We start from the raw sequence: 1,338 nt of genomic DNA, 5'->3' as shown, positions 1-1,338 counted from the left end.
TCTTTCATAAGTATATATTTTGTTATGTGATAAGATCTTGTTAAATTTGAGAATCTAGTTTTACAAGAAATGAAAGCAAGAATTTTATTATCCCCGGATATTCATCGAAATCGAAAAGTTGTCAAGATCGCATTTGACTACAATTTGGGGATATTGGAATTATTGAAAAAGCATTTTCAGGTAAGGTGGAGCCAATCGAAGAAATGTTGGTGGATTGCCAGGACAGAATTCGACTATAAAAAGTTTAAAGAAGTGCTCTCTCCCATTGCAGAAATTGTTCCGATAGCAGATAAATCAAAAGTAAAAATTGAAGTTGTTCTACCTAAAGAATATTTAGAGAAATTGGAAAGGTTGAGATATAGTCCCAATACGATTAAAACTTATACCAGCTACTTTAAGGATTTTCAAAACTATTTTAAAAATAAGGAACTTACCGAAATTAAAGTTGATGAAGTTAATGACTATATTCTGAAATTGATTAAGGAAAAGAAGATATCTCCAAGTCAGCAAAACCAACGTATTAACTCGATTAAGTTTTATTATGAAAAAGTTCTTGGATATAAAAAGCGATCTTATCATTTAGAAAGATCTCGAAAAGAAAAAAAATTACCAGATGTTCTCAGCAAAGAAGAAATTTATAAAATGATTGAATGTACACAGAATATTAAGCACAGATGTATAATTGCCTTAATTTATTCATGTGGTTTACGAAGAAGTGAAGCTATTAATATGTTGTTAACTGATATTGATTCGAAAAGGATGTTAGTTAAAATTAGAGCAGCTAAAGGGAAAAAAGATCGATATGTTCAACTTTCTTCATATACATTGGAACTTCTGAGAAATTACTATAAAACAGAAAAGCCTAATAAATGGATATTTGAAAGCAGAAATGGAACACAATATAGTGCTGAAAGTGTTTTAAATGTAGTGAAACATGCAGCAAAAAGAGTAAAAATTAAAAAAAGAGTTTATCCACATATTTTAAGACACTCTTTTGCTACACATCATTTAGAGCAAGGGACAGATTTAAGATATATACAGGAATGGTTGGGACATAGTAGTTCAAAAACAACTGAAAGATACACTCATGTATCAAAAAAAGATTTTTTAAAGTTTAAAAATCCTATTGATGACATTAATAAAACAACATAGATTTATAAGTTTATCTATCCAAATTTAAGAGATAAACGTATAAATTCAATTAGTAATGAAAAAATAAACGTAATATGAGTTACTTTTATTTACAAGTTGAACAAAAACCGCCTACAGCGGTAGCTTAGAGATAAGGTTGTAACTTGATTAAGTATTTATTCATTAAACTATTTAGTCATGAAAAAA

Annotated in this window: 1 protein-coding gene; it reads left to right on the top strand. The window is 28.4% G+C overall.

The window, feature by feature from the left end; all coding sequences use genetic code 11:
* Nucleotides 1-69: 69 nt before the first annotated feature.
* Nucleotides 70-1,152, top strand: coding sequence for a site-specific integrase (locus M0051_RS19520; protein ID WP_306743250.1), 1,083 nt, complete (start codon nucleotides 70-72; stop codon nucleotides 1,150-1,152).
* Nucleotides 1,153-1,338 lie beyond the last annotated feature (186 nt).

Source organism: Marinifilum sp. D714, assembly GCF_030851345.1.
Lineage (GTDB): Bacteria > Bacteroidota > Bacteroidia > Bacteroidales > Marinifilaceae > Marinifilum.
This window is presented reverse-complemented; position numbering and strand designations above follow the sequence as displayed.

Coding starts and splice junctions, on each gene's coding strand:
- M0051_RS19520 (WP_306743250.1), top strand. CDS start 70: ATGAAAGCAAGAATTTTATTATCCCCGGATATTCATCGAAATCGAAAA.